Raw genomic sequence first — 22868 nt, forward strand, 5'->3', positions numbered from 1 at the left:
CCTCTCATGTCGACTCGTTACGGCCTGCTATTAAGCAGCGCACTATTGATGCTAAGCCCGCTGGCTGCGGCTCAGTCCGCCGATACTGCCGACACCAAAGCGGATGCCAGCGCTGACGCTGGACCAGACGGCTGGATGCAGGGCTTTCCGCCGCCGGAAAACCGCACCATCCGCTTTACCGACGATGATTACTTCGCCCCGCCCAAGCTCGGCTGGACGGTGTGTCACTTTCGCGAGCTGATGCCCACCGCCGGCGTGGATAACGGCACTGCAGGCGCGCGTGAGCTGCCCCAAGCGCTTGACGACGGCATCGGCGACGTGACCTTTCAGCCCACCGGCAGTGACGACCGCATGACCTTCGACGAGGCCTTTGACGTCAACCACAGCGACGGCGTGCTGGTGATGCACCACGGCGAGGTAGTCTACGAACGCTACGCCGGCTGCCTCGATGAAAACACCCTGCACGGCGTGATGTCGGTGACCAAATCCATCACCGGATTGGTGGGTGAAACGCTGGTGGCCGAAGGCACGCTGGACGACCAGGCGCTAGTACGCGACGTGATCCCCGAGCTTGCCGACAGCGCCTTTGGCGATGCCAGGGTGCGCGAGGTAATGGACATGACCACCGCGCTGGACTACTCCGAAGACTACTCGGACCCCGACGCCGACGTCTGGACCTACGCCAAGGCCGGCAGCCCCCTGCCGCCGCCGGACGACTACGACGGCCCGCGCAGCTACTTTGAATTTCTGCAAACGGTAGAAAAAGACGACCAGTACGCGCACGGCGAGGCCTTTGGCTACCGCACCGTAAACGCCGATGCGCTGGGCTGGCTGATTGCCCGCAGCGCCGGGCAAAGCGTCGCTGACTGGCTGGCCGAGCGGGTATGGTCGCGCCTGGGCACCGAGCGCGAGGCGTTCTACACCGTTGACTCCATCGGCACGCCGTTTGCCGGCGGCGGCTTTAACGCCACGCTGCGCGACGTCGGCCGTTTGGGCCAGCTGGTATTGGACCGCGGTGAGCTCGACGGCGAGCAGGTTCTTCCCGCCGAGGCCATCGACAGCATTCGCCAGGGCGGCGATCCAGACGTCTTTGCCAAAGCCGGCTACGACGGCCTCAAAGGCTGGAGCTATCACAGCATGTGGTGGGTTAGCCACGACGACCACGGCGCCTTTGCCGCTCGCGGCGTACACGGCCAGACGATCTGGATCGACCCCGAAGCCGACATGGTCATCGTGCGTCTGGCCTCGCACCCCAAAGCCGCCAACGCGGCCAGCGACGCTACGTCACTGCCGGCCTACCGCGCCGTGGGCGACTACCTGATGGCGCGATAACGCAAGGGAAACAGAACAGGCCGGCGCCACCTCGGGTTCCGGCCTGCTCGTTGCAATTTTACGGCTCAGCCAGCCTTTATCATGGCCTACTTTTGCATCAGCGCCGTGTTACAGGCATCCTCGGGGGTCAAGAAATAAATTAGTCGACTAACTACTTTTCCGAGGCCGGCATGTCCTTACTCAGCAACACTCCTCTTTCTGTGCTGGATCTGGCGCCTATCCGCCAAGGCGGCACCGCCAGCGAAACCTTTAACGATAGCGTCGCCCTCGCGCAAAAGGCCGACGAGCTTGGCTATAACCGCTACTGGCTGGCCGAGCACCACAACATCGACGGCATTGCCAGCGCCGCCACCTCGGTGCTGATCGGCCATATCGCCGGCCAGACCCAGCGCATTCGCGTGGGCAGCGGCGGCATCATGCTGCCCAACCATGCGCCGCTGGTGATTGCCGAGCAGTTCGGCACGCTGGAAACCCTTTACCCCGAGCGTATTGACCTGGGGCTGGGGCGTGCACCGGGTGCCGATGGTGCGACCATGCGCGCCCTGCGTCGCGACCCGTTCGCCGGCGTGGATGATTTTCCCGAGCGGCTTGAAGAGCTGCGTAGCTACCTGAATAAGGCCGCGCCCGGGCAGCGTATTCAGGCCGTTCCCGGCCAGGGCACCAACGTGCCGATCTGGCTGCTTGGCTCCAGCGGTTACAGCGCCCAGCTGGCGGCACGGCTGGGTCTGCCGTTTGCTTTTGCTGCCCAGTTCGCCCCCGGCTACCTGCTCGAGGCGCTGCACCTTTATCGCAGCCAGTTCCGCCCCTCCGCGATGCTCGACGAGCCCTACGCCATGGTCGGCATGCCGCTGCTGGTCGCCGACAACGACGCCCACGCGCACTACCTCAACACCACCGCCGAGCAGAAGTTTCTCAACCTGCACCGCGGCAAGAGCATTAAATCATTGCCGCCGACGGAAAGTATCGACTGGTCGCCCCGCGAGCGCGCCGCCGTCGGACAAAACCTGGGAGCGGCGATCGTCGGGGGTCCCGCTACCGTGCGTGAGGGGCTGGAAGACTTTTTGCAGCAAACCGGCGCCAACGAGCTGATGGTGGTGACCGATGTGTACGACCGGGCCGACCGGCTGCGTTCCATCGAGCTATTGGATGCGCTGCGGCGGGATGCGTAAAAGAAGCCGCGGCGGGCACATCACCCGATTCACATACAGCGCTGGAACAGCGCCTTGAGGTTATCCACGCTTAGCGTCACCGGGTTGCCGCCACAGCTGGGGTCTTGAAGGGCCATGGTGGCCAGCTCATCGATACGCTCGGGGTTTGCCCCGAGCGCCGAGAGCGTGTGTGGAATGTCCAGCTGGTCATTGAGTGCCTGCACGAAGTCCCTGAAGCCGTCGAACCCACCGTCGATACCCAGATACGCGGCGGCCATGTCGAAACGCGGGCGAATGTGGTCGGCGTTAAAATCCAGCACGGCAGGCATGCAGACCGCGTTGGTGGTGCCGTGGTGAGTGTTGAAAACCGCGCCGATGGGGTGGCTCATGGCGTGTATCGCCCCCAGTCCTTTCTGAAAGGCGGTGGCCCCCATTATTGCTGCGCTCATCATCTGCGCGCGCGCTTCGATATCGCTGCCGTCAGCGTAGGCGCGCGGTAGGTAATCCTTGACCAGCCGCATGCCTTCCAGAGCAATGCCCTGACTCATCGGGTGGTAATGCGGGCTGGAAAACGCTTCGACGCAGTGCGCAAAGGCGTCCAGCCCGGTACCGGCGGTAATCGGCCGGGGCATACCCACCGTCAGCTCGGGATCACAAATCACCACCGCCGGCAGCACCTGGGGGTGGAAGATGATCTTTTTCTCATGGGTGTGAGAATTGGTAATCACGCTGGCGCGACCCACTTCCGCGCCGGTGCCGGCAGTGGTGGGCACGGCTACAATGGGCGCAATGGCATCGGCATCGGCGCGGGTCCACCAGTCGCCAATATCTTCAAAATCCCACACCGGGCGCGTCTGGCCTGCCATGAAGGCGACCATCTTGCCCAGATCCAGCCCCGAACCGCCGCCAAAGGCAATCACGCCGTCGTGGCCGCCCGCGTGATAGGCCTCAACCCCTGCAGCCAGGTTCTGTTCATGCGGGTTGGGGTCGACCTCGGCAAACAGGCCACGGCCAAGCCCCGCCGCTTCCATAATGCCTAGCGTGGCCCGGGTGATGGGCAAGTCGGCCAGCCCCCGGTCGGTCACCAGCAGCGGCCGGGTGATGCCCGCCTCGGCGCAGGCCCCGGGCAGCTCCGCAATACGGCCAGCCCCGAACCGGATGGCGGTAGGATACGACCAGTTTCCTGTCAGCGGCATGTCGCCACCTCCTTCAACACATGGGTGTTTTTTGGCATGTGGGTTGCTTTAACTAAGTTGCTTTAAATACGTCGCTTTAAATAAGTTGCTTTAAATAGTAGGACTTGGGGCGTGTCAGGTTGTGGTAGCCAATCACCGACAGACTGCCCCCGCGGCCGGTATTCTTGCAGCCCGTCCAGCACAGGCCGGGGTCAAGATAATCCGCCCGATTCAGAAACACGGTGCCGGTCTCGAGCTGGTCACCGACGCGCTGCGCCCGCGCCATATCCGCGCTCCACAGGCTGGCGGTCAAGCCGAACGGGCTGTCATTCATCAGCCGGATCGCCTCGTCATCGCCAGACACCTTCATGATGCCCACCAACGGGCCGAAGTTTTCATCGCGCATCACGCGCATGTCATGGGTCACATCGGTCAGGATTTGTGGCGTCAGGTAGGCGCCGCCGTCATCTGCAGATTGTTGCGCGATATGGCGCGTGGCGCCGGCGGCCACGGCTTCATCAATCTGAGCGCGCACCTCATCGGCAACGCGGATATTCGCCATGGGGCCGATATCCGTCGTGGCGTCCAGCGGATGGCCCAGGGTATAACCCTCGACAATTGCCACTGCCTTATGGACAAAGGCTTCATATAGGCTGTCGTGGACATAGATGCGTTCGATGCCGCAGCAGCATTGCCCCGAGTTGAACATCGCCGCGTCGATCAGCGTCGCCACCGCCGCATCAAGGTCGGCATCTTCCATTACATAGCCGGGGTCCTTGCCGCCCAGTTCCAGTCCCAGCCCGGTAAAGGTGCCTGCCGCTGCTGTTTCCATGGCGCGCCCGCCGCCGACCGAGCCGGTAAAATTGACGAAGTTTAAGGCCCGCTCGGCAATCAGCCCCGAGGTGGTGTCGTGGTCGAGAAAGACATTCTGGAAAACGTCTTCGGGCACGCCCACCGCATGAAAAGCTCGCGCCATGCGCTCGCCTACCAGCAGGGTCTGGGTGGCATGCTTCAACAGCACGCTGTTGCCTGCGATCAAGGCCGGCGCCACGCTGTTGATCGCCGTCATATAAGGGTAATTCCACGGCGCGATGACCAGCACCACGCCGTGCGGCACGCGCTTGATATAGCGTGTAGTGGTGGCGTCCTCGCCCACCTCGATAGTGGCCAGAGCGCTTTGGGCAATGGCCGCCATGTGGCTGCCGCGCTCTTCAAAGCCTCCGAATTCACCGCCATAGCGCACCGGGCGACCCATCATGTGCGCCAGCTCCGGCACCACTTCGTCGTTCATCTCGCCCACGGCGGCAATGCCGGCCATGACCAGATCGATACGCTCCTGCAGCGGCCGTGCTGCCCATTCCGGCTGCGCCGCACGCGCCCGTTCGGCGGCCTGCCGGGCGGCATCGTGCGATAGCACGTCACGCTCGGCAAAGACCGAGCCATCAATCGGTGAGATACATTGCAGCTTGTGCCCCATCTTTATCTCCTCTGTTCACGTCCTACAGCACGCTTTACGACAAGATAACGGCACGCGTCAGGCGCGCTCGAATCCGCGTGCGATCTCGTAATCGGTCACGACCTGGTTGAAGGCCTCCATCTCGACCTCGGCGGCGCGGGCGTAGTGGTCAACTACGTCATCGCCCAGCGCCTCCCGTAGCATGGCCGAGCCTTTCAGCGCATCTCTTGCGTCGCGCAGGTTTTGCGGAATCAGCCCGCCTTCGCCCTGATAGGTATCGCCTTCGGCGGGCGGCGTCAGCTCCAGCTGATCCTCGATGCCCTTGATGCCGGCGGCCAGCTGCGCGGCCATGGCCAGGTACGGGTTCACGTCCGAGCCGCCAATGCGATTTTCCACCCGCACGGCCCTGGTGCCCGCCGCACAAAGACGAAAACCCGCGGTGCGGTTATCCACCGACCAGACCGTGCGCGTGGGCGCGAAAGTGCCTTTCTGAAAGCGCTTGTAGCTGTTGATATACGGCGCCAGAAAGTAGGTGCAGTCGGGGGCATATTTCAGCAATCCGGCCAGGTAGTGCTTCATCAGCGCAGACATACCCAGCGCATCGTTGGCATCGAAAAAGGCAGACTCGCCGCCCTGCCGCAGCGACTGGTGAATATGCGTTGAGCTACCCGAATGGGCATGATGCCATTTGGGCAAAAAGGTCACCGCGCGCCCCTGCTGCCAGGCCACCTCTTTGATCGCGTGCTTGGCAATGGTGTGGTAATCCGCGGTATCCAGCGCCGCGGCATAATTGATATTGAGCTCTTCCTGACCGCAGCCGGCTTCCCCCTTGGTGCCCTCCACCGGGATGCCCGCCGCATAAAGATGGTTGCGCACCGGGCGCAACACATGCTCCTCCTTGGTGGTCTGGAAAATGTGGTAGTCCTCGTTATAGCCGCTGATCGGTTCCAGATCGCGAAAGCCCGACTTGCGGATCTCCTCGACGCTTTTCTCGAACAGGTAGAACTCAAGCTCGGTCGCCATCACCGTGTCGAACCCCATGGCTTTTAGCCGTGCCAGCTGACGCTTGAGCACCGCGCGTGGCGAATGCGGCACCGGCGCGTTGGCGTCGTGGTCCAGCACATCGCACAGCACCATCACCGTGCCTTCAAGCCAGGGCGCCGGGCGCAGCGTGGCCATATCAGGCTGCATCACGTAGTCGCCGTAGCCCGCCTGCCAGGAGGTGCTGGCATAGCCACCCGGCGTCTCCATCTCAAGATCGGTGGCCAGCAGATAGTTGCAGCAATGGGTATCGCCCCCTTTACTCTCCAGGAAATAGTGCGCATGCAGGCGCTTGCCCATCAAGCGGCCCTGCATGTCGACAAAACACACCAGCACCGTATCCACTTCGCCACTTTTCACCTGAGCCGTCAGGGCATCCAACGTCAGCGCGCTACTCATCAATGAGGCTCCTTTGCGGATCGCCGTCAGTCAGGCCCTGAACGGATTCAAAAGCTCGCTCAAGAGTTCATTCAAGAACCCGGCCAGAACCTTGCGTTGTAGGGTGCGCCCCGGCGATTGGCCGGGGCGAAGGGAGTGACTCAGGCCTGGCCATAGCGGTAGGGCCGCCCGGCTTTGCGCATATCCGCGTTGTATTTTTTGAATATCTTGACCACCTTGGCCTTGATCTCGGACTGCGCCGCAATTTCGTCCCAGAAGTCTTCCGCCGCGTTCTCCACCTTTTCCCACTCGGCATCGGGGATCGAGGTCAGCTCAAGCTTGGTGCCATTCACGCGCAGGTCGGCCTCGCCGCCCCAGTACCAATACTGACGATAGTAGTGCGACTGTTCGCAGCACACTTCGAACAGCAGCTTGAGGTCTTCCGGCAGTGCTTCCCAACGCTCCATGTTGACGAAGAAGTGGCCAATCCAGGCGCCCGAGATATTGTTGGTCAGGAAGTAGTTGGTCACGCTGGCCCAGCCCACCGTGTAGTCCTCGGTGATACCCGACCAGGCAATGCCGTCGAGCTCGCCGGTCTGTACGGCGACCTCGATATCCTCCCAGGGCAGCGTCACCGGCACCACGCCGAACTGCGACAGAAAGCGGCCCGCGGTGGGGAAGGTGAAGATGCGCTTGCCTTCCAGATCTTTGAGGCTGCGGATAGGATCCTTGGTCACGAAGTGACAAGGATCCCAGGCGCCGGCACTCACGTGCTTGACCCCCACTTTGGCGTACTCTTCCTCCCAGATTTCCTTGAGGCCATAGCGGTTGAACAGCACCGGCACGTCCAGGCTGTAGCGCGAGCCAAAGGGGAAGTAGCCGCCGAATACGGCCACTTCGGTGGGCGATGCCATGGAGTCATCATCCGACTGCACCGCATCAATGGTGCCGCGCTGCATGGCGCGAAACAGCTCGCCGGTGGGCACCAGCTGATCCGCATAGGACAGCTCGATTTGCATGCGGTCGCCGGCAATCTGGTTGAACAGATCAATCGCCGGCTTGGCCACATGCTCGGCCAGCGCGGCGCCGGCATAGGTCTGCATGCGCCAGCGGATGGTGGGCTCGGATGAAGTCTGGGCGACAACCCGGGAAGCCAGTGGCGTCATGGCGGCGGCACTAGCGGCGGTTATCAGAAACTTGCGTCTTGTTGTCATTTTTCGCTCTCCTGATGAGGCATGCCGGATATGGCACACGCGGTACTGCCTATCTGACGCTGCCCCAACATGCCGTTAGCCAAGCGCTTGTCGTTGATTGCCGCGTCACCTCTTGCTGTTTACGTCCCTTTTACAGATCGTCTTCCCTTTCTTCCTTTAGCGTAGTCTCCTTGCTGTCAGCTTCCATAAACGTAGCCGGGCAGCCATAGCGCAATTTGTGGAAAGAGCATTACCAGGCCAAGAGCGACCACCATCACGACGACGAAGGGGATAATCGACCGGTAAATATCCCGCAAACCGACCTCCGGCGGCGCCATGGCGCGCATCAAGAACAAGTTATAGCCGAATGGTGGCGTCATGTAGGCAATCTGGGTGGTGATGGTGTAGAGAATGCCGTACCAGATCAGGTCGAACCCCAGCGCATCGACCAGCGGCACGTAAAGCGGCGCGACAATCACCAGCATGGCGGTGTCGTCCAGAAAGGTGCCCATCACGATAAAGCTGAGCTGCATCAGGATCAGGATCATCCACGGCGAAAAATTCAGACGTTGCGTGAACAGGTCTTCGATTGCCTTGACCGCGCCCAGCCCGTCAAAAATGGCGCCAAAGGCCAATGCGGCCAGAATGATCCACATGAACATGCACGAAATCGCCAGCGTCTGGCGCACCGAGGTTTCAAACACCTTGCGCGTCATGCGCCCCTTGAGAACCGCCGCCACCAAGGCGGCCATGGCGCCGACGGCGGAGCTTTCCACCAGCGAGGTCCAGCCCTTCACGAAAGGCACCATCATCACCGCAAAGATCACCAGCGGCAGCACGCCCGCCCCCAGCAGCCGCAGCTTTTCAGCCAGCGACACGTCGCGCTCTTCAATCGGCAACACGGGGCCAAGCGCGGGCTGTATACGGCAGCGCAAATAGATGTAGAGGATGAACAGCGTCGCCATCATCAGTCCCGGCAACACCCCGGCCAGCCACAGCTGCCCCACCGGCTGGCGCGCGATCATGGCGTATAGCACCAGCACCACCGAGGGCGGCACAAGAATGCCCAGGCTGGAGCCCGCCTGGATCACCCCGGTGACCATGATCTTGTCGTAGCCGCGCCGCAGCAGTTCGGGCAAGGCGATGGTAGCGCCGATCGCCATGCCGGCGACCGACAGGCCGTTCATCGCCGAAATCAGTACCATCAAGCCGATAGTGCCAATAGCCAGGCCGCCCCTGACCGGGCCCATCCAGACGTGAAACATCTTGTACAAGTCATCTGCAATACCGCTTTCCGACAACACGTAGCCCATGAAGATAAACATCGGCAGAGTCAGTAGCGGATACCACTTCATCAGCTTCATCGCCGACGAAAACGGGATATCCACGCCGCCCGTGCCCCACAGCAGCACACCCGCAATGGCCCCGACAAAGCCGATCGCCCCGAACACGCGCTGCCCGGTCATTAACATCAGCATCATCGAGCTGAACATCACAATGGCGATCATCTCGTAAGGCATCAGTTGAACACTCCGCGCAGGCGACCGATGTCCTTGAAGAACTCGGCCAGGGACTGAAGAACCATCAAAAATACCCCCAGGCAGATCACCGACTTGATCGGCCACATGAAAGGCCGCCAGGCCGTTGAGCTGCGTTCCAGAAAGCCAAGGCTTTCACTCGCCGCCGACGGCCCCTGGGTCAGAAAAGTCCAGGTAATGCCAAGTAAAAACATGAACGGCTCTTTGCCGAAATAACCCAGCGAATAGGACAACGAAATCAGCCCGCCATACAGCAGCACGCCGAGATAATAGAGCAGGAAAAACACCGTAAAGGCATCGACCAGCGCCTTGGTTTTCGGGCTCCAGCTGCCATAGAAGAGATCCATCCGCACGTTGGCGTCCAGCTGAATCGAATAGGGCCCGCCCAGCACGAAATACGCCACCATAACGAACTGAGCAGTTTCCAGCGTCCACAGCGAGGGGGTCATGAACACCTTGGATGCCGACGACCACAGCAGGACGCCAATCAAGGCAAAGATCAGATACATCGCAATGCGTCCGATGAAGCGATTCAGCGCCTCAACGGCGCTGATATACAGCAGGATAGCCCTAGGCATCGCGCTCACCCTCCTGCGGCGGAACCGCAAAGCCCAATGTCGCCAACGCCGGCAGGATCAACCGCAATACTTCATTCGCCATGGTGGCTTCAGCATCCGGCGTGGCCAGCAGATCATTACGAATCTCGACCATCACGTTCGCCAGGCCGTTACCCATGCCGTGCAGCTTGAGCGAATGGGTGACGCCATCTTCCGGGCCGTAAGGCGCGTTGCGCTGAATGTCGCGGTGGGGTAAGCGATGCGTCTGCGCCAGCATGGCGTCGGCCAGTCGCGTATCGGCATCATGCAAAATGCCGATCTCTACGCGACGGGTATGCCCGTAGTAGTAGGGCGTAAAACTATGCAGAGTGAGCAGCACCGTGGGGAGATGGCGTGCCGCCCGGTCGGCCAGCACACGGGATACCGCCTGGCAAAAGGGCCGATAGATGGCATCGACCCGTGCCGCTCGCTGCGCCGGCGTTAAATCATGATTGCCCGGCACATCGATGATTTCCGAACGCTCGGGCATGGCGCTGGCGGCGTCGGGTGGGCGATTGCAGTCATACACCAGCCGCGAAACACGGCTGGCGATCAGCGGCGCATCGAGCGCGTCAGAGAGCTTCACGGCCACAGCGCGGGCGCCGGGATCCCATGCGGCATGGCTGCTACGGTGCACCGGATCAAGCCCAAGACCCTGATACATCTCGGGGATATCGCAGGCGGCATGCTCACACAGAATCACCGCCGGGCCGCTACCCTCCCGATTGCTTATCTCCACGCTTGGCGATGCCTGTTGCGACGACCCTGCCACGCCCTCTGACGTCATGATGCTCTCCTCGCCTCTGAAGAGAGATTTTCATCACACAGTTATTGTGTAAACATCCCTTCAGCTCCATATTCAAAGTTGTTCACAACGCGCGGCTTGTCAATGACCAATCAGGGCAGGAGATATTTTGACGACGGCTAACTCAACGGGGCACACCACGGTACGCGAGCTGATCCGCCAGCATTACCAGGCACTGACGCAATCGGAGCGTAAATTTGCCAATGCGCTGCTGGAAAACTATCCGGCGGCGGGATTAGCCTCGATCACGATCGTCGCGGACAACGCCGGCGTCTCGACGCCGACCGTGGCGCGCATGGTGCAGAAGCTGGGGTTCAAGGGATATCCGCCGTTTCACAAGGCGCTGCTGCACGAGCTTGAGGCCAAAGGATCAGGCCCCACCCAGCGGCGCGCAAACTGGGCCCCCGAGGCGCCCGATACGCACCTGCTGAACCGGTTCGCCCAGGCGGTGACCCACAACGTGGGGCAGACGTTTGCCAACATCGAGACGGCCACCTTCGATCAGGCCGTCAACCAGCTGGCCGAGGTTGACCAGCGGCTGTATATCATTGGCGGGCGCATCACCCATGCGCTGGCCGACTACGCCTTTACGCACCTCCAGGCGGTGCGCCCCGCCGTCACGCATATGACCGTGTCCTCGGGCACGTGGCCGCACTACGTTCTTGACATGCAGCCGGGCGAAACGCTGTTGATCTTTGATATCCGCCGCTATGAAACCAACCTGCAGCGCCTGGCCGAGCTGGTGGCGGAACGTGGCGTGCGTATTGTGCTGATTACCGACCAGTGGACATCACCGGTAGCGGCAGTGGCCGATTTCACCTTCAACTGCTGGGTCGAGATTCCCTCGGGGTGGGACTCGAACCTTTCCACCATGATGCTGCTGGAAGCCATGATCGCCGCCGTGCAGGAACAGCGCTGGCCGGAAACTCGCGAGCGCTACGAACAACTGGACGAGCTGTTCGACATGACGCGCCTGTTTCGCAAGTTTGTTTAACGGCTGCGTGTGCCTGACATCGCTTCACCTGAGTCAGTCGAGAGTCAATTCCACCTCCCCGATTCCTTCGAACACCAGTCGCGCGCGATGGCCGCGCTGCATTTCCAGTACGCCATCGAAAGTGCCCGTGGTGATGACGTCACCGGCCCGAAATCCCTCGCCACTGGCGGCGATACGGGTGTTGATCATCTGCATCAGCAACAGCGCAGGATCGCCGCCGGGGTGACCACCACGGCCCGACAAGGCGACCTCTCCATCCAGCGACAAGCGATAGACGGCGTCTTGCATCTGCTGCAAGTCTCCGGCCTCAATGCCGCTGCCCAACACGAAGCCGCCATGACTCAAGCCATCGGCGAGCTGCCATAGCGGCGGCACCTCGGGCCAACATTCGAAACGGCTATCCACCACTTCGATCGCCGCGTGCAGGCTGGCAACTTGAGCAGCGATCTCCTCCAATGGGTAAGGCGTTTCCCGTGCCGGCAAGTCGCCACCCAGTACGACGGCCAGCTCCGGCTCGAGAAACACAATATGGAAGTCATCCCGCGCAAATCGCGCCGGCGAGTGCCGGCTCAGCTCGCTGAACAGCCGCGAGAAACGCGGCACCTCACCTTTGACGATGCCACCGAGCTTCCAACCTGAGGGCGTACCCAAGTGCGCCGAGACCCGCTCCTGAATGGCATAGGCGTCCTGCACTTCGTTCAGCGGAATATCCTCGGGCAGCGCAATCTGCGTGCGCTGCTCATGGGCCTCGATCAGGCGCTGAGCGCCGGCGGTTACAATCTCCTCGTGGGTCATGCTCAAAACCCCTTGGCGTTGCCGCGTGGACGCGCCGGCTGTGGTGTGTCGCACTTGAGAAATTCACCGTAACCGGCCTCGTTCTCGGGCTCACCGGCGCGGGACACGACCCGGCCGCGGCATAGCGTCAACATGGGGCGGCCGGTCAGCTCAAGCCCCTCGTACGGCGTATAGTCCACGGCATGATGCAGGTCGGCGTTGCGTATGGTGCTTTTCGCCGTCGCGTCCCACAGCGTCAAATCGGCATCGCTGCCGATGGCAATGGTGCCCTTGCGTGGGTAGAGCCCGTAGATTTTGGCGGGGTTGGTCGCGGTCAGCGCCACGAAGCGGGTCACGTCGATGCGCTCCTTGACCACGCCTTCGGAAAACAGGATCGGCAGCCGCGTTTCTAGGCCAGGAATGCCGTTGGGGATGTGTTCGAAGTGGGCGTGTTCGCCGTGCAGCTTTTTACCCTTGACGTCCTCGAAGCGAAACGGCGCATGGTCCGAGGAGAACACCTGAAAGACGCCGGATTCCAGCCCTTGCCAGACCGCTTCCTGGGCCGCCGGATCACGGGGCGGCGGGCTACACACGTACTTGGCACCGTCGAACCCGTCGCGATCCAGGTCCTTGGCCGTGAGCATCAAATACTGCGGGCAGGTCTCGCCATAGACGCGCAGACCGCGGCTCTGTGCCCAGCGAATCTGCTCGATGGTCTGGGTGCCGGAGACATGCACGATCAGCACAGGCACGTCGACCAGCTCCGCCAGCGAAATCGCCCGGTGAGACGCTTCGCGCTCGCCGATGCTCGAATGCGCCACACCGTGATAGTAAGGCCCCGTGTTGCCGCTCTCGGTCAGCAGCTCGGTCAGATAGGCGATGCAGTCAGCGTTCTCGGCATGCACCATGACCATGGCACCCTCTCGCCGCGCCAGCGCCAGCACATTGAGAATCTCACGGTCGTTGAGCTTGAGATCATCGTAGGTCATGTAGATCTTGAAGGAGCTGTAGCCCTCCTTGATCAGCGCCGGCAGCTCCTCCTTCAATACCGTTTCGGTGGGATCGGTAACGATCATGTGAAAGGCGTAGTCGATGAAGGCCTGACCCTCGCTACGCCGATGATAATCGTCTACCGCGGCGCGCAGGCTCTGGCCCTTCTGCTGGGCGGCAAAGGGCATCACCGTGGTGGTGCCACCGCAGGCCGCCGAACGCGTGCCGCTGAAAAAGCCGTCGGCCATCACCGCACCATCGCCCAGCGGCTGATCCAGATGACAATGCGCATCGATGCCACCGGGCAATACCCATAAGCCTTCGGCATCGATGACCTCAGCGGCCTCGCCCAGCTCATGACCGAGCGCTACGATGCGCCCCGCCTTGATGCCGATATCGGCGTAATACGTGTCCACCGCGGTCGTAATCAGGCCGTTTTTAACCAAAGTGTCGAAGCGTTGCATGACGTTGCTTCCTTTATTGTCGTTGTGAAGGCACATAGTCCCGATGAAGGTTAAGTGTCTTTATGAACGCTGCGGCTGCCCACTTTTCCGATAGGCAAGCCAGCCACCACTCGCCGTGATATCCACCACGGCCGGCAGGCTGATCGCCGACTCTCTTAGGCGCATGCTCAATGAGCCCGAACCGTCTTCCAGCTTGATGACCGTGAGCTCAAGCTCCTCTGGTTCATTCGGCAACAGGCGATCTTGCAGCTGGGTATAAGAGACGTCGTACAGTTCACCGGGTATATTTGCACCGCCCTCCCGCACTGGCAAAAGTCCGGGGAATTCGTCCCGAACGGAATAAAAGCGATAGTTAGCCGCCGTATTAACGCAGCCTAGAAACGTGGCGCCTTCCAACGCAAAATTAATACAACCACCGGCCAGTGCCTGACCGTTCACAAACATACGCACCGTAATATCCTGCTCTTCCTGCATGTCGAACCCTCTCTATAAGCGACATAGCCTCGTTAATGGCTGTTCTGGGTAATGGCCTCGCCGGTATGCCGGACGTGGTCGGCTAGCAGGCGCTGCGCGCGTTCGCCATCGCGTGCCTTGAGCGCTTCCAGAATGGCCCGGTGCTCATCGGTCGATTCTTGCCAGCGGCCGATGCTGTTCAGCGCCAGGTAACGTGCCCGCTCCAGGCGCCCCAGCAGGCGCTGATGCGTTTCCTCAAGTACTGGGTTTTTGGCCCCGGCCACTAGCAGGGTATGAATGCGCTGATTGACTTCGAAATAGCCGGCGCGGTCACCCTTCGTATGCAGTTTTTCCAAGCGCTCTTGCAGTGCTTCTAACTGCTTGAGGTCAGTGTTGGTCATACGGTTTGCGGCTAGCCCCGCAGCAAGACCCTCGATGCCGGCTTCAGCCTCGAACAGGTATTCAAGCTCCCGGGAGTCGATGAGCGTCACCACGGCGTTGCGGTTGTGCCGTATAGCAACCAGCCCGTCGCTGGACAGCATGCGGATTGCTTCGCGCAGCGGGGTGCGGGAGATAGCCAGCTGTTCGCACAGCGCCGGTTCAACAATGCGTGCTCCCGGCGCCAACTCACCGTGAACAATCATTCGCTGCAGTATCCGATAGGCCTCCTGAGCCAGAGACGTGGATTGAATACGCCGCTGAGAAGGTGCCGTTTCAGCGGCGACAGACACCGAGGAGGCGTGGTTGGCTGTGCGCATGCGCAGAATCTCCTGATAAACAAATCAATGAAAGTGGCGGACTGGTCAGCGCTGTGGCGTATCCGTGGGGTCGGCGAACACGCCGGGATCAGGCTGGCTCGCCAGGCTGGCGTTAAGCTCCTCGGTCAATGCCTGTTTCCCGGCCTGCGCATTCGCCTCAGGCGCCCCGGCCTCAAGGCCTGGAATAACGTAGTCATTGACGATATCCCTGAAAATGCGCACGTTCTTGGCATGCCGCAATCCGCCTTCGATGGGCAACATACTGGTCATGACCACGACGGCATTCCGCTCGGGCAGCATGGTGACGAACTGGCCCTTGAACCCCATCATGGTCAGGCTCGGCTCGGTATCCACAATGTGGTTAATCCAGAGGTAATAGCCGAAGTCCCGGGCGGCCTTTGGCGTGCTCATTTTTTCGATCCATGCTGCCGGAACGAGCTGCTCGCCCTGCCACGTGCCCTTGTTGATAATCAGCTCGCCGAGCTTGGCCATGTCGGTGGGCCGTAAGCGCAAGCCCCACCCGCCTGACACCAGCCCTTGCTCGTCGGCGCGTTCCCACGCGTAATTTTTCATACCCAGCGGTTGAAACAGCTGCTCCGCGGCGTACTCCTGGAGAGGCTCATTCGCAGCGGCGCTCAGCATGGCAGTCGCAAAAACCGGGTTCACGTCGGTGTATTCAAAGTCGCTGCCCGGCGCAAAGTGCGTGTCGGTATTCGCGACCAGCTTCAAACGATCCGGCGAGCCAAAATAAATGGGGTCGTCTTCCGGGTCGAAATCGTAGGCCAGGCCTGACGCCATCGACAGCACATGGCGCAACTGGATGGCCTGCTTATCCGCTACCTGCTCTGCCAGGTCTGGCCGCGCGTCGGTGATAATCGAGGCGATATCGTCATCGAGTCCAATGCGGCCCTCCTCGATCAGCATGCCGGCCAGTAACGCGACCACGGTTTTGGTCACGGAATACAGCTCATAGTTGTGATCCCGGGTCAGCTCATTGGTGTAGCGCTCAAAGATCAGCGCGTTATCCTTGACCACCAGCAGGCTGCGAATGTCGTAGTTTTCCTCACGCAGCCATTGGGAGAGCGCCATCAATGTGGCGGAATCGACCCCCTGACTTTCTGGCGTGGCCACGGGGATATCAGTGGCCGGCGCGCTCTGGCTCGCGGCCACGGCGGTAAACGGCAAAGTCAGAGCGCCTGCCAGAAAAAGTGACGCGCTATAGCGCGAAACATGCTGAAACCTGCCCCGCGAGCAGGGCACCTTGGGAGCAGCAGCGCCCAGAGAGTTATCATTACGCATAATGGCCTCGTCTTGTTGCATCTTGTTGTTATGCATCTACCGGCTGGCGGCCGACTAACGCGGCAAGCGGCGCACCCAGGCCCTGGCATGGCTTGGTCGGGGGTTGGGTATAGCTGCCGGCGGCGGGCGTCTGGGCGGCCATATCGACCATGGCCTGAGCCTGGATCAAGGCACAGGTCACGCCATCCAGCGCGGGAACCGGCATACGGTCAGCCACTGAGCGAGCCAGGCCCGCCAGCGGCGCACCGGCAAGGATCAACACGTCGGCACCGTCTTCTTCCACGGCGCGGCGGCCCAGTTCGATCAAACGCTCGCCCTGGTTCTCCTGCACCTGACCGATATGCTGCAGCGGTTCGTCCAACGCGCGAATACTCGCCAAACGCCCTTCAAGGCCATAGGAGGCGATGCATTCGCGGTACCAGGCCTGAATGCGCTGGGAAATGGCGATGACCGAAAAGCGTCCGCCTTGCTGGCAGGCGCTCAGCACGGCCGCCTCCGTCATCCCCACCACGGGGATCGGCATGATCTCACGCAGGGCGGTCAGGCCCGGATCACCAAAGGCGGCAACCACAATGGCATCGTATTGCTGATAATGCTCTGCCGCAATTTGCATGGCGGCATAACCGCCAATCAGCGACTCTGCCCGGGTCTCGATATAGGCCACGCCGAAAGGGGCGGTGGCCATGGTCAACTCGGTGTTGGGCCGAATGCTGCGCGAGGCTTCCGCCTCGATCAGGCGCGTCACGTCCTGGGACGTATTGGGATTGATGACCAGCAGTTTCATGGCAGGCTCTTTAAGTCGGATAAATAATGTAGGCGTCGAGCCCGGCTCAGTAGCCGAGGGCGTGGGGCAACCAGGTCACGATACCGGGGAACAGAAAGCATGCCGCCAGCACCACATACTGGAAGGCAATGAACGGCCAGGCGCTCTTCATCAGTTCGCTGAGGCTGATATTGGAGATACCGCACATCACGAACAGCAGCACGCCCACCGGAGGCGTCATCATGCCCACCACCAGGTTCATCACGAACAGAAAGCCGAACAGCAAGGGATCAATGCCATAGGACATGGCGATCGGTGCCAGCAGCGGCACCAGCATGATGTAGGCGGCGTTGGATTCGATGAACATGCCGATCAGGATCAGCAGCCCCATGACCAGCAGCAGGAAAATCTGCGGATCAGAAGTGAAGTCCTTTAGCCAGCTGGCCAGCTGCATCGGGATCAGATCGATGGTGAACGCAAACGTCATGGTTGAGGCAAAAGCGATCAGCGCACCGACCATGGCAGCCGTTACTGCCGCGTTAAACATGGCCTTGGGAAGGTCAGACAGCCGCAGCTGACGCGTGACGAAAAATCCCATGAATATCGCGTAAATCACCGCGATTGCCGCGCCCTCGGTCGCCGTGAAAGCACCGGCCACGATGCCGCCAACGACCACGATGGGCATCAGCAGGATAGGCAAGGCGCGCCAGGTCTGAACCAGAATATGCTTCAGCCCCAGGTTGCCCCCGGACAAGGGATAGCGCCGCTTTGCCGAGATAAATGACGCCAGCCCCATAAAGCCCACGGCCAGAATGATCCCCGGCACCACGCCGGCCATAAACAGCCCGCCGACGGAGACGGTAGAACCTGCCATCAACGCATAGACGATCATCGCATTGCTGGGGGGAATAATAGCGCCGAGGTTAGCGGCAGAGGCCACCACCGCGCTGCTATAGCCGGTGCCATACTTCTCACGCATTGACGGCACCAGGGCACTGCCCAGAGCGCTGGCGCTGGCCACGGCGGCGCCGCTAACGGCTGCCAATACCATTCCCGCAAGAATCGCCACGTGGGCCAGGCCGCCGTGTACGCGCCCCACCAGGGAATTGGCGAAGTCGACCAGGCGCTGCAGGATGCCCGCCGCGACCATCAGTTCGCCGGCCAGCATAAACAGCGGAATAGCCATCAAGGGGAAGTTATCGATGGAGTGCATCATGCGCTGGGGCATGACGGAGAAGTCCATATCACCGACGAACAGCCCCACCAGCGAGGCCAGCCCAAGGGCAAAGGCAAGCGGCATACGCAAGAGGGCAAAAACCAAAAAAGTGATGACGATAGACAAGGTCATGAGGTTTCTCCTTCCTTGATCGCCGCAGGCGCGCTGGGCAGCGGCTCCACCTGCCAGATTTGCGCAATCAAATGCAGCAGGCTATGGCCGGCGCTGATCAGCACTGCGATATAAAACATGGCGGCGGTCACGGGAACGGTGGGCATCAGCTGCTGCCATTTGTCCGCCACCGCGCCCAGCGACAACCACACCAGGGTCACCATCACCAACGCGCTGGCCAGAGCCATCACGCGAGTCAATTGCCGCTGCACCGCCGCGGGCAGCAAACCCGCTATCGCATCAATGCCCACATGAATACCCACTTTTATCCCGTGGGGTATGGCCAGAAATATCGCCCAAACGAAGAACAGCCGCGACAGCTCATCGGCCGAATCAATCGATGTCGAGAGTACATAGCGGGCAAAAACCTGGGCAGATACCAGTAGCGTCATCGATCCCATGGCCAGAATGATGGCGTAATAGGACGTGCGGTCTATCGCCAGCATCGCCACAAGAAAACGTTTTTGCGTGGGGCTGGAAGCATGCGCTTCCAGCCATGGGGCTCTGGACTTCATTTATCCAGCTCCGCCTGAACGGTTTCCACGATGTCCGCGCCGAGACTGTTCTTCAGTTCATCGACGACCCCTTGAGTCTCTTTGCGCAGGGCCTCGCGGGTTTCGTCAGAGAGCGAGGTGAATTCCATACCGCGGTCGATAAGCGTCTGGCGGGCGGCCTTATCTTCCTCGGCGGCTTTGCTGCGCTGCCATTCAACGGCAACATCCATCGAGTCCCGGACGGCTTGCTGCTCTTCGTCGCTAAGACTCTCGAACTTATTCAGGTTAGCAATAATGACGATGTAGTCGTAGAAGTGGCGGCTATCGGACAGGTACTTCTGTACTTCATCAAGACGCCGGGTGGCGATCACGCTGTAGGGATTTTCCTGGCCATCGATCACGCCCTGCTGAAGCCCGCTGTAAACCTCCTTGATCCCCATGGAGACGGGATTGGCACCCAGAGCCCGGAACGTATCGAGGTGGGTCTGGTTGGGTTGCAGACGAATCTTGAGCCCTTTGAAGTCTTCCGGCTCTTTGATGGGGTGCTCATTATTGGTGACGTTACGGAACCCCAGCTCCATATAGCCAAGGGCCGTAAACCCTTTTTCAGCCAGTTTTTGGTTGAGCATATCGCCCACTTTGCCGTCTATCACGCGGAAGGCATCTTCACGGTTATCAAACGCGAAGGGCAGGCTTAGTGCTTCAAACTCCGCCACGATGCGCGATAGATAGGCGATACCTACCCAAGTGCCCATGACCGCGCCGGAGCTCACCTGGTCGATGTTTTCACCCGCGCCGCCTAGCTGCATGGCGGGGAAAAGTTGAGCAGTAAGGTCGCCGTCGGTGCGGTTAGCCAGTTCCTCCTGGAAGATTTCCATGGCTTTGCTGCTGGAGTGATCGTTCGGGAAGTTGCCGCCAAAGCGCAGGGTATCCGCGCTGGCGAGCATCGGCGTGCCGAGGCCCAGGGCCATAAGCAAGGTGCAGCAGTGGCGGGTTATGCGTGTTGTTGTTGTCATAATGAAAGTTTCCTTTGTGCGGTTTGTGAAGAGTCGCGCTACTCAAGGCAAGAAAACGATGCCTGAAAACACCATAGTCAATCACTGTTAAAATACAATATACAAAATACTGTTTTTTTACTTTATGTTTAAAAACAATAATTTATAATTTTAAAAAATACGCTTCTGGAGGAAATTACGACAAGGGCGCACCGAGGAAAGGGCTGTCTGGAATCACCCGGGCGTATGCACACCGTCAGGCTCGTGCAAGGCGCAACATACAAGCTGGATTGCTTCAGCGAGGGCGCCGGCAGAGGCTCATTATTCAGCCAGAAACGGGCTGCCCCTGCGCGCACAGCATGGGCTTTCCAGCCTTTGTTCTGGTAGCTACGCTTGAGCTGACGCCGTTTTGTGGTGTATCACGGTAGGCGGATATAAGTTAAAACAGGGAAGCAAACGAGACACAAGGGCATCCCGTGACCCCGCCGCGCAGAGGAGAATTGTCATGCCGAATCAACCATTTCTGACTGATATCAAGACCATCCGCGAACGTGCCCGCCAGCATATCGAGCGTGGGGCGGTCACCGAGGGCTATACCGCGGATCGTGAAAACGTCATCAGCCTGCTGAACGAGGCGCTGGCCACGGAAATTGTCTGCACGCTGCGCTACAAGCGCCATTACTATATGGCCGACGGCCTGAGCGCGAGCATCGCCAAGGCCGAGTTTCTGGAACACGCCCAGCAGGAACAGCAGCACGCCGACTGGCTGGCAGAGCGCATCGTGCAGCTGGGCGGCGCGCCGAACTTCTCGCCGGAGGGGCTGTTAAGCCGCTCCCACGCGGAATATACCGAAGGCGACTCGCTGCGCGAAATGATCAAGGAAGACCTGATTGCCGAGCGTATTGCCATCGATAGCTACCGGGAAATCGCCACGTATCTGGGCGATAAAGACCCGACCTCACGGCGAGTGATGGAAGATATTCTGGCGCAGGAAGAAGAACACGCCGACGATATGGCCGGCCTGCTAGAAGGGCTGGATAACAGCACTAACCGTAACGCTTAACGCGTCAGCAAGCCGTTCTCGCAAGACAAGCGGCCGCCCTCATCGGGGCTGATGAAGGAGTCATTCAAGGAGCGCTTCGGCTGGCGGCCGAAGCGCTCCCATGTATTACAGCAACACCAGCGATAGCACGTAGATCAAGCACATCGCGGTAACACCCTGAACCAGAGTGGCAAGCGTTTGCGCGCGGTACGCCAGCCCTACGCTCATACGGCTGAAGCGGGACACTACCCAGAAGAAACTGTCATTGGCGTGTGAGACGGTCATGGCACCCGCACCAATGGCCATGACGGTGAGCGTACGCCCGATATCACTGCCCAGCCCCAGAGAGTCAACCATGGGAGCCACCAGCGCCGAGGTGGTAACCAGCGCAACGGTGGAAGACCCCTGCGCCGACTTCAAACCCGCCGAGACGATAAACGGCATCAAAATACCGATGCCCAACGTTGAGAGCGTACTGCCCAGATAATCCCCCAGCGGCGAAGCACTCAGCACGGCACCAAACGCGCCACCGGCACCGGTAATCAGCAAAATGGGCGCGGCCGATACAATGCCTTCACTAATGCGATCGCTGAATTCGACGATCTTGTTATCACTTTTCAGCAGCACGCAGGACAGTAGCAGGCCAATCAGCAAAGCGGTTAGCGGCTGGCCCAGCAGGCTTAGCACCGCCATGGCCGTGCCTTCGCCGAAAGGCGATGCCGGCAGGCGCGCAACCGTACCGATACAGATCAACAGAATAGGCATCACGATGGGCGCGAACGCCGCCATCGGGCTTGGCAGGCGGCCATAGCTGGCCCTGAGTGCCTCCCAATCCTGCTGCTGGTCAGCAGCGTCCGGCTGCGTATCCTGCACATCGGGCTCGGTATTGGCAAAACGCTTGGCCCAAAGCATGCCGGCCACGGCAGCCACCGCGGCAATGGGAATACCCGCGGCAATCACCAGCCCGAGATTGGATTCCAGCCCCAGATTACCCGCCGCGGCAATGGGCCCAGGCGTTGGCGGAACAAAGGTGTGCGTGGCATAAAGCCCGGTCGCCAGTGCAACGCTCATCGTAATCGACGATGTATGAAGCTTTTTGGCCAGAGACTCTTTAAGCGAATTGAGGATGATAAAACCGGAATCGCAAAAAACCGGCACCGATACAATATAGCCAATGGCCGACATGGTCAGCGTAGGAAAGCGCTCACCGAGCCGTGCAATCATGAAATCGGCCATGGTGATGGCCGCCCCGCTTTTTTCCAGAATCACGCCGATGATGGTGCCCAGTACGATCACCAGGCCAATGTAGCCAAGAATGCCCCCGAACCCTGAAGTGATCGTGTCGACCACCGAGTCAATCGGCAAACGGTAGGCAAACGCCGCGATAAAAGACGCCCCCAGCAGCGCCAGAAACGGATGCATTTTCCACTTGCTGGTGGCCAGCACGATAAACCCCACCACGACCAGCAATATCAAGACCAGCCCCATGACCTTCCCCTTGTTTCGTTGTTGCTGTTGATTGATACATCCCACGACACGCCCGGCACTCTGCCACGCGCGGGGCGGCAATCATAAACGGCTCAAGGCAGCTTCGCTATGGGCATCGTCTTGCCCGCCCCGCTCCCTGCACGGTCTGCGCCGGCACTATGCTTCCGCAGTATCAGGCAATCGCACAGCCCCATCTTGAGCAATCGCTCAATAAGGACTACAGTCATCCGCAGGGCTTGTTTGAAGCCAACTTCTGCCCTTTTTTGAGTGATCGATCAAAAATAGATAACACCACATACATGCCG

General features: G+C 60.4%; 21 protein-coding genes. 4 read left to right on the forward strand and 17 right to left on the reverse strand.

What is annotated here, in order from left to right; all coding sequences use genetic code 11:
* The first annotated feature begins 6 nt into the window (after positions 1-6).
* Entirely contained in the window at positions 7-1332 is a 1326-nt protein-coding gene (locus B5495_RS08200; protein WP_079552848.1) for a serine hydrolase domain-containing protein, read from the forward strand.
* Between the two features lie 170 nt (positions 1333-1502).
* On the forward strand, positions 1503-2501 hold the full coding sequence (locus tag B5495_RS08205) for an LLM class flavin-dependent oxidoreductase (protein ID WP_079552850.1): 999 nt from the start codon (positions 1503-1505) through the stop codon (positions 2499-2501).
* Between the two features lie 29 nt (positions 2502-2530).
* Here the strand turns inward: B5495_RS08205 and B5495_RS08210 are convergent, their stop codons facing one another.
* From B5495_RS08210 to B5495_RS08240, 7 genes are all read right to left on the reverse strand, one after another.
* A complete protein-coding gene (locus B5495_RS08210; protein WP_079552852.1) occupies positions 2531-3676 on the reverse strand; it encodes an iron-containing alcohol dehydrogenase in 1146 nt (381 codons plus the stop codon).
* Between the two features lie 76 nt (positions 3677-3752).
* Positions 3753-5132 carry an aldehyde dehydrogenase family protein gene (locus B5495_RS08215; RefSeq protein ID WP_079552854.1) on the reverse strand — a complete coding sequence of 460 codons (1380 nt, stop codon included), beginning with the start codon at positions 5130-5132 and terminating at the stop codon, positions 3753-3755.
* A 57-nt stretch (positions 5133-5189) separates the two neighbouring features.
* Complete coding sequence (locus tag B5495_RS08220) at positions 5190-6551, reverse strand: glutamine synthetase family protein (RefSeq protein ID WP_079552856.1); 1362 nt, start codon at positions 6549-6551, stop codon at positions 5190-5192.
* A 140-nt stretch (positions 6552-6691) separates the two neighbouring features.
* On the reverse strand, positions 6692-7744 hold the full coding sequence (locus tag B5495_RS08225) for a TRAP transporter substrate-binding protein (RefSeq protein WP_079552857.1): 1053 nt from the start codon (positions 7742-7744) through the stop codon (positions 6692-6694).
* Positions 7745-7920: 176 nt separating this feature from the next.
* A complete protein-coding gene (locus B5495_RS08230) occupies positions 7921-9243 on the reverse strand; it encodes a TRAP transporter large permease (RefSeq protein WP_079552859.1) in 1323 nt (440 codons plus the stop codon).
* Positions 9243-9839: a TRAP transporter small permease subunit gene (locus B5495_RS08235; RefSeq protein ID WP_079552861.1), complete on the reverse strand. Its 597-nt coding sequence runs from the start codon at positions 9837-9839 to the stop codon at positions 9243-9245. The genes B5495_RS08230 and B5495_RS08235 overlap by 1 nt, the downstream gene beginning before the upstream one ends.
* On the reverse strand, positions 9832-10644 hold the full coding sequence (locus B5495_RS08240) for an N-formylglutamate amidohydrolase (protein ID WP_079552862.1): 813 nt from the start codon (positions 10642-10644) through the stop codon (positions 9832-9834). The genes B5495_RS08235 and B5495_RS08240 overlap by 8 nt, the downstream gene beginning before the upstream one ends.
* A gap of 127 nt (positions 10645-10771) precedes the next feature.
* Here B5495_RS08240 and B5495_RS08245 point away from each other — a divergent pair, with 127 nt between their 5' ends.
* Positions 10772-11656, forward strand: a complete 885-nt coding sequence (locus tag B5495_RS08245) for a MurR/RpiR family transcriptional regulator (protein ID WP_079552864.1) — start codon at positions 10772-10774, stop codon at positions 11654-11656.
* Positions 11657-11689: 33 nt separating this feature from the next.
* On the opposite strand, the gene B5495_RS08250 is transcribed toward B5495_RS08245, so the two are convergent.
* The 9 genes from B5495_RS08250 to B5495_RS08290 all read right to left on the reverse strand — a co-directional run bounded on the left by B5495_RS08250 (position 11690) and on the right by B5495_RS08290 (position 20054).
* A complete protein-coding gene (locus B5495_RS08250) occupies positions 11690-12451 on the reverse strand; it encodes a 2-keto-4-pentenoate hydratase (RefSeq protein ID WP_079552866.1) in 762 nt (253 codons plus the stop codon).
* Between the two features lie 2 nt (positions 12452-12453).
* Positions 12454-13884: a dihydropyrimidinase gene (gene hydA, locus B5495_RS08255; protein ID WP_079552867.1), complete on the reverse strand. Its 1431-nt coding sequence runs from the start codon at positions 13882-13884 to the stop codon at positions 12454-12456.
* A 60-nt stretch (positions 13885-13944) separates the two neighbouring features.
* Positions 13945-14358, reverse strand: coding sequence for an allophanate hydrolase-related protein (locus B5495_RS08260; RefSeq protein ID WP_079552869.1), 414 nt, complete (start codon positions 14356-14358; stop codon positions 13945-13947).
* A gap of 32 nt (positions 14359-14390) precedes the next feature.
* On the reverse strand, positions 14391-15095 hold the full coding sequence (locus B5495_RS08265) for a GntR family transcriptional regulator (RefSeq protein ID WP_079552871.1): 705 nt from the start codon (positions 15093-15095) through the stop codon (positions 14391-14393).
* Positions 15096-15140: 45 nt separating this feature from the next.
* Entirely contained in the window at positions 15141-16280 is a 1140-nt protein-coding gene (locus tag B5495_RS08270) for a serine hydrolase domain-containing protein (RefSeq protein WP_197685612.1), read from the reverse strand.
* Positions 16281-16422: 142 nt separating this feature from the next.
* Positions 16423-17178, reverse strand: a complete 756-nt coding sequence (locus tag B5495_RS08275; protein ID WP_079552873.1) for an aspartate/glutamate racemase family protein — start codon at positions 17176-17178, stop codon at positions 16423-16425.
* A 46-nt stretch (positions 17179-17224) separates the two neighbouring features.
* Entirely contained in the window at positions 17225-18505 is a 1281-nt protein-coding gene (locus tag B5495_RS08280; protein ID WP_079552875.1) for a TRAP transporter large permease, read from the reverse strand.
* On the reverse strand, positions 18502-19059 hold the full coding sequence (locus B5495_RS08285) for a TRAP transporter small permease (RefSeq protein WP_079552877.1): 558 nt from the start codon (positions 19057-19059) through the stop codon (positions 18502-18504). The genes B5495_RS08280 and B5495_RS08285 overlap by 4 nt, the downstream gene beginning before the upstream one ends.
* Positions 19056-20054, reverse strand: coding sequence for a TRAP transporter substrate-binding protein (locus B5495_RS08290; RefSeq protein ID WP_079552879.1), 999 nt, complete (start codon positions 20052-20054; stop codon positions 19056-19058). The genes B5495_RS08285 and B5495_RS08290 overlap by 4 nt, the downstream gene beginning before the upstream one ends.
* A 484-nt stretch (positions 20055-20538) precedes the next feature.
* Here B5495_RS08290 and B5495_RS08295 point away from each other — a divergent pair, with 484 nt between their 5' ends.
* Positions 20539-21096: a ferritin-like domain-containing protein gene (locus tag B5495_RS08295; protein WP_079552881.1), complete on the forward strand. Its 558-nt coding sequence runs from the start codon at positions 20539-20541 to the stop codon at positions 21094-21096.
* A gap of 105 nt (positions 21097-21201) precedes the next feature.
* Here B5495_RS08295 and B5495_RS08300 read toward each other — a convergent pair whose 3' ends face one another.
* Positions 21202-22563: a GntP family permease gene (locus B5495_RS08300; protein ID WP_079552883.1), complete on the reverse strand. Its 1362-nt coding sequence runs from the start codon at positions 22561-22563 to the stop codon at positions 21202-21204.
* Positions 22564-22868: the final 305 nt, after the last annotated feature.

It is taken from the genome of Vreelandella subglaciescola, from assembly GCF_900142895.1.
Lineage (GTDB): Bacteria > Pseudomonadota > Gammaproteobacteria > Pseudomonadales > Halomonadaceae > Vreelandella > Vreelandella subglaciescola.

Bases quoted from the DNA above. Each gene is read 5' to 3' on its own strand.
- B5495_RS08290 (WP_079552879.1), bottom strand. From the start codon at position 20,054: ATGACAACAACAACACGCATAACCCGCCACTGCTGCACCTTGCTTATG.
- B5495_RS08215 (WP_079552854.1), bottom strand. From the start codon at position 5,132: ATGGGGCACAAGCTGCAATGTATCTCACCGATTGATGGCTCGGTCTTT.
- B5495_RS08275 (WP_079552873.1), bottom strand. From the start codon at position 17,178: ATGAAACTGCTGGTCATCAATCCCAATACGTCCCAGGACGTGACGCGC.
- B5495_RS08280 (WP_079552875.1), bottom strand. From the start codon at position 18,505: ATGACCTTGTCTATCGTCATCACTTTTTTGGTTTTTGCCCTCTTGCGT.
- B5495_RS08240 (WP_079552862.1), bottom strand. From the start codon at position 10,644: ATGACGTCAGAGGGCGTGGCAGGGTCGTCGCAACAGGCATCGCCAAGC.
- B5495_RS08230 (WP_079552859.1), bottom strand. From the start codon at position 9,243: ATGCCTTACGAGATGATCGCCATTGTGATGTTCAGCTCGATGATGCTG.
- B5495_RS08235 (WP_079552861.1), bottom strand. From the start codon at position 9,839: ATGCCTAGGGCTATCCTGCTGTATATCAGCGCCGTTGAGGCGCTGAAT.
- B5495_RS08225 (WP_079552857.1), bottom strand. From the start codon at position 7,744: ATGACAACAAGACGCAAGTTTCTGATAACCGCCGCTAGTGCCGCCGCC.
- B5495_RS08200 (WP_079552848.1), top strand. From the start codon at position 7: ATGTCGACTCGTTACGGCCTGCTATTAAGCAGCGCACTATTGATGCTA.
- B5495_RS08210 (WP_079552852.1), bottom strand. From the start codon at position 3,676: ATGCCGCTGACAGGAAACTGGTCGTATCCTACCGCCATCCGGTTCGGG.
- B5495_RS08260 (WP_079552869.1), bottom strand. From the start codon at position 14,358: ATGCAGGAAGAGCAGGATATTACGGTGCGTATGTTTGTGAACGGTCAG.
- B5495_RS08250 (WP_079552866.1), bottom strand. From the start codon at position 12,451: ATGACCCACGAGGAGATTGTAACCGCCGGCGCTCAGCGCCTGATCGAG.
- B5495_RS08205 (WP_079552850.1), top strand. From the start codon at position 1,503: ATGTCCTTACTCAGCAACACTCCTCTTTCTGTGCTGGATCTGGCGCCT.
- hydA (WP_079552867.1), bottom strand. From the start codon at position 13,884: ATGCAACGCTTCGACACTTTGGTTAAAAACGGCCTGATTACGACCGCG.
- B5495_RS08295 (WP_079552881.1), top strand. From the start codon at position 20,539: ATGCCGAATCAACCATTTCTGACTGATATCAAGACCATCCGCGAACGT.
- B5495_RS08300 (WP_079552883.1), bottom strand. From the start codon at position 22,563: ATGGGGCTGGTCTTGATATTGCTGGTCGTGGTGGGGTTTATCGTGCTG.
- B5495_RS08220 (WP_079552856.1), bottom strand. From the start codon at position 6,551: ATGAGTAGCGCGCTGACGTTGGATGCCCTGACGGCTCAGGTGAAAAGT.
- B5495_RS08265 (WP_079552871.1), bottom strand. From the start codon at position 15,095: ATGCGCACAGCCAACCACGCCTCCTCGGTGTCTGTCGCCGCTGAAACG.
- B5495_RS08285 (WP_079552877.1), bottom strand. From the start codon at position 19,059: ATGAAGTCCAGAGCCCCATGGCTGGAAGCGCATGCTTCCAGCCCCACG.